General features: G+C 48.3%; 8 protein-coding genes. 5 read left to right on the plus strand and 3 right to left on the minus strand.

Translation table 11 applies throughout. The features are described from left to right. Positions 1-332 (plus strand): hypothetical protein (locus tag RM811_RS10405; RefSeq protein ID WP_402523728.1); only part of this gene is annotated, 332 nt, incomplete at its 5' end. Between the two features lie 103 nt (positions 333-435). On the opposite strand, the gene RM811_RS10410 is transcribed toward RM811_RS10405, so the two are convergent. Continuing rightward, complete coding sequence (locus tag RM811_RS10410) at positions 436-1056, minus strand: FKBP-type peptidyl-prolyl cis-trans isomerase (RefSeq protein ID WP_402523731.1); 621 nt, start codon at positions 1054-1056, stop codon at positions 436-438. Positions 1057-1095: 39 nt separating this feature from the next. Beyond that, complete coding sequence (locus tag RM811_RS10415; RefSeq protein ID WP_402523733.1) at positions 1096-2070, minus strand: ribonuclease Z; 975 nt, start codon at positions 2068-2070, stop codon at positions 1096-1098. A gap of 201 nt (positions 2071-2271) precedes the next feature. Here RM811_RS10415 and RM811_RS10420 point away from each other — a divergent pair, with 201 nt between their 5' ends. From RM811_RS10420 to RM811_RS10430, 3 genes are all read left to right on the plus strand, one after another. After that, entirely contained in the window at positions 2272-2859 is a 588-nt protein-coding gene (locus RM811_RS10420; RefSeq protein ID WP_402523735.1) for a hypothetical protein, read from the plus strand. Between the two features lie 142 nt (positions 2860-3001). Next, on the plus strand, positions 3002-4171 hold the full coding sequence (locus RM811_RS10425) for a murein hydrolase activator EnvC family protein (RefSeq protein ID WP_402523737.1): 1170 nt from the start codon (positions 3002-3004) through the stop codon (positions 4169-4171). A gap of 144 nt (positions 4172-4315) precedes the next feature. After that, positions 4316-5821, plus strand: a complete 1506-nt coding sequence (locus tag RM811_RS10430) for a S41 family peptidase (RefSeq protein ID WP_402523740.1) — start codon at positions 4316-4318, stop codon at positions 5819-5821. On the opposite strand, the gene RM811_RS10435 is transcribed toward RM811_RS10430, so the two are convergent. Further along, complete coding sequence (locus RM811_RS10435) at positions 5818-6327, minus strand: hypothetical protein (protein WP_402523743.1); 510 nt, start codon at positions 6325-6327, stop codon at positions 5818-5820. The two genes, RM811_RS10430 and RM811_RS10435, sit on opposite strands and share 4 nt — an antisense overlap. 319 nt (positions 6328-6646) lie before the next feature. On the opposite strand from RM811_RS10435, the gene focA reads away from it, so the two are divergent. After that, positions 6647-7501 (plus strand): formate transporter FocA, encoded by an 855-nt coding sequence (gene focA, locus RM811_RS10440; RefSeq protein WP_402523745.1) that lies wholly within the window; start codon positions 6647-6649, stop codon positions 7499-7501. Positions 7502-7738 lie beyond the last annotated feature (237 nt).

A 7738-nucleotide genomic window follows, 5' to 3' on the forward strand; every position in this document is an offset into this window, starting at 1 on the left:
GGAAACCTGATGGGGGAAATCTCTCTAGCCGAAAAATTGTCTGGCTTGAGAAACTTAAACACTATCTGAATATTGGTGCTTGTAACTTCCAGTTGAAACTGCATTTATATTCAGGTCAGGAAGGCCGGGAGTCTCTGAAAGTCTCAAAAGATCTTTCGAGACACGCGCTGAGTATCTTGAAACATGGAGAGACTCGACAGAGTAATTTATCAAAAGCTAAAGAGGACTTTGAGGATGGGCAATATGTTAACGCTGCCCATAAATTTGGAGAGGCCGGTATTGCTGGTTTCAAAGAAGGAAAAAGCAGGGCCTGGACATGGCTTAGGGCATAAGTTACCTATTAAACCGATAACGTCAAATTGATAGTTGGTAGTAACAACTCTTCTTGCCAATTACCGGTAAGAAGAGTTGTCTTTTTTCAACAGAGCTTGCCAATCAGGCAACAATATCCAGTAACTCAATTTCAAAGACCAGAGTTGTATAAGGCCCAATCGCACCGCCGGCTCCACGCTCACCGTAAGCGAGGTGCCAGGGAACAAACAGTTTCCACTTGGAACCTGCATTCATCATCTGCAGAGCTTCTGTCCAGGCAGCGATAACACCGGAAACCGGGAATTCAGCAGGCTCACCACGCTGAACGGAGCTGTCGAACACAGTGCCGTCAATCAGGGTGCCGTGGTAATGGGTACGCACAGTGCTGGAACGGGTTGGCTTCTCGCCACTGCCTTCAGTGATCACTTCAAACTGCAGGCCGGATTCAGTGACCTGTACACCATCACGGGCAGCGTTTTCAGCCAGGAATTTTTCACCATCTGCCGCCAGAACGGTTGCTCTTTCCGCTTCTTCAGACTGCATGCGTTGTTGCATTTCAGTAAAGGCAACGTGCAGGTCTTTATGAGAAACGGCACTTTCAGCACCATTCAGGGCATCAGCCAGACCAGCCAGCACTGCATCAATCGATAAACCGGCGACTGGGTTGGAAACCAGCTGGTCGCCCATCTGACGGCCAATTCCGTAACTGACCCGCTCTTCCATGGTTTTATAAATATCAGACATTAATGATCAACTTCTTTATGAATTAAGCGGGCGAGTGTATCACGATTGGCTGGCAATCAGTTGGCCTGAGCGATCCACAGTCCAGGCACTTAAGTCACTGGCCAAACCAAGATTGCCTGAGTAAAAGCTTTCTGCTTCTGCTTTCAAAGCGTCAATACTATTTGGGCCTGCTGAGGGTGAGCGCTGATAGCGTCCACTGAAATGGGTAAGGATCAGGTTTGGAACACCACTGGTCTCAGCTGCTTCGGCAACCATTCGGGCAGAGCTGTGCATCCAGACCGGTCCTGCCTTTTGCAGGGCGGCATCGGTGAGTGTGGCCTCATGAACCAGCAAATGGGCACCCTGGAGTGCATCAATTAATAACCCGGGTTTGTCGTTATCGCCGGCAATAACGGCAATGCGACTGGTCGGTGGCGGTTGCATTACCTGTTCAGGGTTAATCTGGCGACCATCTTCAAGAATAATGGTCTGGCCTTTTTGCAACAGCCCCCACAGTTTCCCCCTGGGAACGCCCAGTGTATTCAGTTGTTCAATGTTGAGTTGAGTGCTGAGTGTTTTCTCCACCAGACGATAAGCAAAGCTGGGAACCCGGTGAGAAAGTTCATGAGCGGTGACGCTGGCCTGATTGTCCTGATAACAAAAACCGGATTGGTCACTTTGAATGAACTCAATTCTGAAAGGGAGCTGTGTGACATCGGAATAGTGCAGGGCGGCCTCTACAAACTGTTGCACCCCATCGGGTGCACAGATGATCAGGGGTGCTTTTCGCCCCTGCATACTGGCCGAAGTAATCAGCCCTGGCAGACCATACATATGGTCGCCATGAACATGGGTTATAAAGATAGCTTTGAGGTTATTGAGTGTGTAACGACAACGAAGCAGCTGGTGCTGCGTTCCTTCCCCACAATCCACCAGATACCACTGCTTCGCATCATCAATAGCCAGTGCCAGTGCGGTGACATTTCTCTCAGTGGTGGGCATGCCCGCTGAAGTTCCAAGAAAAGTCAGTCTCATGAGCACTCCCTGAACAGTTGTAATGTCTGAAAGTGTACCAGAGAGCTCATCACTATTGGATGCCATGGGGGGGAATTGCTATTGGGGGTAGCTTAAGTAGTTAGCCCAATGAAATCGAATATTCACCCTTTGAACTCCAGATCTTGGAACTTATTGCTTATTTAATAGTCAGAATATTGAAATACAAATGATTAACTACTTATGCCAAATCTTATTGAAAACGTTTCTGGGGGCGATTGCTCTTACAACCAAATGCATAAACAACTCACGGGTGTTGAGACCAGATGCCTTGAAGATCAGGTTAACCTGGATGATGAAGCCCGGTCAGATGTTATAACCGGAAGTATATGGAGCCGATGTCAGGGAAGATATGTTTCGACAGCAGAATCTGAGGGTTGGTTACGGCATTTAAAGGAATATCGTCTCACCCATACAACAATCTATCAGGCAAAAATAGATGGCAAACAGATTGGCGTGAAACAGCTGAAATTTAATGAGCAGATCATGTCGGGACGAATCATTGATATGGATATGGATGCCATTGATATGAAAGACTTCAGACGTAGTCCTGATTTCAAGAATAAAAATGTAAAATATCGAATTGCACAGCATCGGTTGTTCAAAGCGATAAAACGCAGTCTCAGTGAAGAGGTATTATCCAGTCTTTCTGGTAAAAGTTCTGCTGCAATAATGGTGAAATTACTAGGGCTGGATGCTTTTACAGAAGAAGAACTGCTGATTATCTGGAGTGAGCTGGGAAAGGAGCTGGATAGCTCTCCTTTTTGGTAGCCTGCTCAGTTTTGGGAAATTCTCTTGGCGGCAATAACAGGCCTTCATGGCACCGCAGTTACTTTTATCAGGTAGATGTTTTCCGAAAACGGGTTTAGAGGCATACTGGTCAGGTTCCCATCGATAGCCAAAGATACCTTCCATGACGTTCCTCATCTCGCTGCTCAATAGTAAGAGCAGAAAAAAAAGGGTGTATACAACTCTGTTAGTTACTGCTTTTGCCATTCTTCCCCAACTGGGTGTGGGTAATGAACAGGCAGTTACCGAGGCAGAGATCAGAGCGATTGATAGTGATATTCAGCAGGTAAGCCAGTTGCTGGAATCGATTAACTCAGAACGGAATTCGGCCCAGAATCTGATCCAGAAAAATGAAAAGGCCATCCATCAGCTGAACACTGATATCCGTTCATTGGAAAACCGTCTGAAGGAGGGACAGGGCGAAATAAAAAAGCTCCAGAGCCGTCAGCAGCAACTGACGGTAAAGAGTGAGCAGCAAAAGGTTCAGGTCGCCCAAAGTTTGCAGTCCCTCTATAAAAGTGTGGGGGACAGTCGCATCAAGCTGCTGCTGAATCAGGAAGATCCGGAAAGCGTTTCCCGGCAGTTGGTTTATCTGGATTATTTTCAGCAGGCACAGCTCAAGTCCATTCTCGAGTACGAAAAAACCGTCGCAGAGCTGAAGTCTGTGGAAAGTACTCAGCAGGAACTCATTACTCGCCTGGCAGAAGAAAAAACACTGATTGATCAGAAAAAACAAACGCTGGTCAAACAGCAGTCTGAACGGAAAAAATTGCTGAATGAGTTGGCAGGTCGCTACCACAAAGGTGGTAAAGAGCTGAAGCAGCTGGAGCAGCAACGAGCAAAACTCGATGAAGTTCTGGCCAGCATTATCAGCCGACAGCTCAGCAACAGCCCATCATTCAAGACCCGTAAAGGAAAACTGTTGTGGCCGGTTGATGGCGGCAAGGTGCTGTTTAAGTTCAACGATCAGAATCCTGAAACCCGTATGCGATGGCAGGGAATGTTTATTGCCACAGCATCAGGTACGACGGTGAATGCGGTTCATGATGGCCGGGTTATTTTTGCGGATTGGCTAAGCAGCTACGGTTTGCTGGCTATTGTTGATCATGGGGATAACTTTCTGACGCTGTACGCCCATAATGACTCCATACTCCGGCAGGAAGGCGATACGGTTCTGGCCGGTGAGCCGTTGGCATTAAGTGGTCAGAGCGGTGGGCAGCTGACGGAAGGGCTTTATTTCGAAGTCCGTCAGAATGGCAAACCCGAAAACCCTTCTCTATGGCTTGGCCGGTAGGTGATTCAGTGTAGTTTCAATCGGTGATACCGATAAGTAATTAAATAGTTATGTGCCCGGAAGCTTTGGTATTTAGTCAACAGCTTGGTAATCAAAGGGTAGCCTCTATACTTCACTGATTTTAAAAAGTGCTCGGGAGCATTCATGAATTTGACTTTTAACCTCAACCGGCTTTTCAAGGCTTCTTTTTTTGGGCCGCCGACGCTTTTAGCACTTGCTACCAGCCTGGCACTGACTGGCTGGGCTGCTGATCCGGTTGGTCAGGAACCACAGACGCTGGATATTCCTGCTTCTGGAAATACCAGCCAGGCTCCGGTTGAGTTGGAAGCTGAGCCCGCTATAGAACAGGCAGAAGACACAAAAGGAAGACTCCCCCTTGATGAGCTTCGCGCTTTTACCGAAGTGATGGAACGCATCAAAAAGGCTTATGTCGAGGAGGTGGATGACAAAACACTGTTCGACAATGCCATACAGGGGATGCTCAGTGGCCTTGATCCCCATTCGGCCTATTTGAAGCCGGATGATTTCCAGGAGCTTGAAGAAAACACCTCTGGAGAGTTTGGCGGGCTGGGTATTGAAGTCGGCATGGAAGATGGGTTTATCAAGGTAGTCAGCCCAATTGATGATACGCCAGCTTCAAAAGCCGGCGTTCAGGCTGGAGACCTGATTATTAAGCTGGATGATGCCTCCGTTAAGGGACTGACACTGAGTGACTCTGTTGACAAGATGCGTGGCAAAGCCGGCACCCCCATTAAACTGACGATTGTTCGTGAGGGTGAAGGGAAACCCCTTGAGATTTCCCTGGAACGTGCCGTCATTAAAGTTCAAAGCGTTAGGGTCAAAAACCTTGAGCCGGGTTACGGCTATATTCGCGTCAGTCAGTTTCAGGCGGATACCGGAAAAGAGCTGGTAGATACGTTGAACGAGCTGAAGAAAGAGCAGGAAAATGGCAAGCTTAATGGCCTGGTTCTTGATCTTCGCAATAATCCCGGTGGCGTTCTTCAGGCTGCGGTGGGTGTTACCGATGCCTTCATCAGTGAAGGCCTGATTGTTTATACCAAAGGGCGGATTCCAAGCTCTGAAATGAAATTTAACGCCACCGCTGATGACCCTTCTCAGGGTGTTCCACTGGTTGTATTAATTAATGGTGGTTCTGCCTCAGCGTCAGAAATTGTTGCCGGTGCCTTGCAGGATCATAATCGTGCTGTTTTGATGGGAACCGAGTCTTTTGGCAAGGGATCGGTACAAACGGTATTACCATTAAGCGTCGATTCCGCAAAAGGATTAAAGCTGACCACTGCCTTGTACTACACACCAAAAGGGCGTTCGATTCAGGCAGAAGGCATCAAGCCGGATATTGTGGTTCAGCGCGCCAAGGTAACGCCGATTGATGCACCTCAGCAGTATAAGGAAGCCGATCTTCAGAGGCATCTGGGCAATGGCAATAAAGAAGGCAATGATGGTGTATCCGGCAAAAATAATGCAGCCGCTGATAAAGCAGCAAAAGAAATTGCGGATTTGCTGGCTCAGGATTACCAGTTGAACCAGGCTCTGAATGTTTTGAAAGGGATGCACATTAACGCAGTCACTGCGGGTAAGTCAGAAGAAAAGAAAACAGCGGCCCTGAAACTGGTGGAAAGCAAGCCTTAAAAACGGTAGGAAACACCAAAACTGATGACGGGCTGCCAGCGCGCAGTTTCCGTTTCATCGAAATTTTTTGTTGAGATGGACTTCAGACTATTGACTGTCGGGGCTGCAAGGTTGTGCCCCTCGTTGTTTTCATAAACAGCACCAATATCGACTCGCATGCCCAGCCGGGCTTGATCAACCATTTTTTTCCAGCCTACGCCAAGGTATGTCTTGTTGTTATAGCGTGTACTCTGTGAATCTTTAGACGAGTTATGAAAGCTGCCGGCAGACATACTGAAGTTGCTGTCAAATGGCTGATAGTCAATGCGCAGGCCCCTGGTATTATCAGCGGGGTTCAGAGAGCGATTACTCACTGCAATAGTAGAAGCGTGCTCTTTGGCTGGAGCAACTGCAGAGTGTTGCTCAGGAGTCCGGTCAATGGCGTCAGCCATACTAATATGGTCGTCTGCCTGGACCGTGTTCAGCAGGGTTACTCCAAGGGCAATGATAAACAGATGACCATTCATGCTACATCCTTCTCCATCCTTCCCCTCATTCATATGAAGAATCGGGAAGCGGTAAGTTATATGCCAGCAGATATTGAACAGCATTGTAAAAATGCTATATCTCTTATCCTCCCCATATTGATCACAAGAATCAACTATCTTTAGCTTGGGTAATATCTGTTTTTCATTGCACTGTTTTTATCCGCTGATCACTTTTTATCCGGCTGTTTTATTTTTGTACTAGGTATTTTTCGCAATACCCACTGAACATACCACTCTGATACCTGACTCCTCTCACTGATAAACTTAGCGCCAAAATCTATTGGCTGTGGATTACACCATGCAAATTCAAAATATGCCCAATTATGGGGCAGTACCTCCTGCTGAAATGGCGAAGCTGGCTGAAGAGGCGGCCGTAGGCAAAGCGAAAAAACATCCGGAAGTGACCATGGTTCTGGCGATTCTTGCCGGAATATTTATTGCCATTGCCGGTATGTTTTACTCCGTGGTAATGGCCGGTGCGCAGGATATGCCTTATGGTTTGGCGAAACTGGTGGGCGGTATCGCCTTCAGTACCGGCCTGATGCTGGTAGTGCTTTGTGGCGCAGAACTGTTTACCAGCAGCACACTGCTGTTAATGGGAAAAGCCACTGGCCGGTTGAAGTTCCGGAATATCGTAAAAAACTGGACACTGGTTTACGCTGGTAACTTTATAGGCTCCATCTTATTTGCGCTGTTGATTTTTGGTGGTGGTGTCTGGGAAGGCGGCAATGGTCAGGTAGGTCTCTCCTCCCTGTATATTGCCAAAGCCAAGCTGGGCCATGGGTTCATGCAGGATATTATTCTGGGGATTCTGTGTAACCTCCTGGTGTGTCTCACTTACTGGATGACCCTGAGTGCCCGCACGGCTGCAGGGAAAATGATGGCCTGTATTCTGCCAGTAGCTGCGTTCGTTGCCGCAGGTTTTGAACACTCGGTAGCTAACATGTACCTGCTGCCAATGGGCTATATGATCAAAGAGCTGGCGGGTCCTGAGTTCTGGCAGGCCATTGGCTACACTGCCCAGGATTTTGCCGTCATTAACCTGAGCAATATTTTATGGAACCTGCTGCCGGTCACCATCGGTAACATCATCGGTGGTGGTGTTATGGTCGGTCTGAGCAAGTGGTTTGTTTATCTGCGGGTTAAGGGCTAATTTACACCCAACAGTCATCCCCGTGCCAACCGTCATCCCCGCGAAGGCGGGGATCCACTGCTCGAGGTAGACTCCCACTCCCGAGATGGATTCCCTCCTTCGAGGGTGTCGCAAAAGGGCAACCCCCCCCGACCGTCATCCTCGCGAAGGCGGTTGTCGCAAAACCCTCCTCGCTCCCACGCTCTGCGTGGTAGCGCCAGGACCCAACCACAGACACGATTCCTGTGGTTGGCTATG

The sequence above is a fragment of the Endozoicomonas sp. genome (genome assembly GCF_031844845.1).
Classification (GTDB): Bacteria; Pseudomonadota; Gammaproteobacteria; order Pseudomonadales; family Endozoicomonadaceae; genus Endozoicomonas.

Coding starts and splice junctions, on each gene's coding strand:
- RM811_RS10410 (WP_402523731.1), bottom strand. CDS start 1,056: ATGTCTGATATTTATAAAACCATGGAAGAGCGGGTCAGTTACGGAATT.
- RM811_RS10415 (WP_402523733.1), bottom strand. CDS start 2,070: ATGAGACTGACTTTTCTTGGAACTTCAGCGGGCATGCCCACCACTGAG.
- RM811_RS10420 (WP_402523735.1), top strand. CDS start 2,272: ATGCCAAATCTTATTGAAAACGTTTCTGGGGGCGATTGCTCTTACAAC.
- RM811_RS10425 (WP_402523737.1), top strand. CDS start 3,002: ATGACGTTCCTCATCTCGCTGCTCAATAGTAAGAGCAGAAAAAAAAGG.
- RM811_RS10430 (WP_402523740.1), top strand. CDS start 4,316: ATGAATTTGACTTTTAACCTCAACCGGCTTTTCAAGGCTTCTTTTTTT.
- RM811_RS10435 (WP_402523743.1), bottom strand. CDS start 6,327: ATGAATGGTCATCTGTTTATCATTGCCCTTGGAGTAACCCTGCTGAAC.
- focA (WP_402523745.1), top strand. CDS start 6,647: ATGCAAATTCAAAATATGCCCAATTATGGGGCAGTACCTCCTGCTGAA.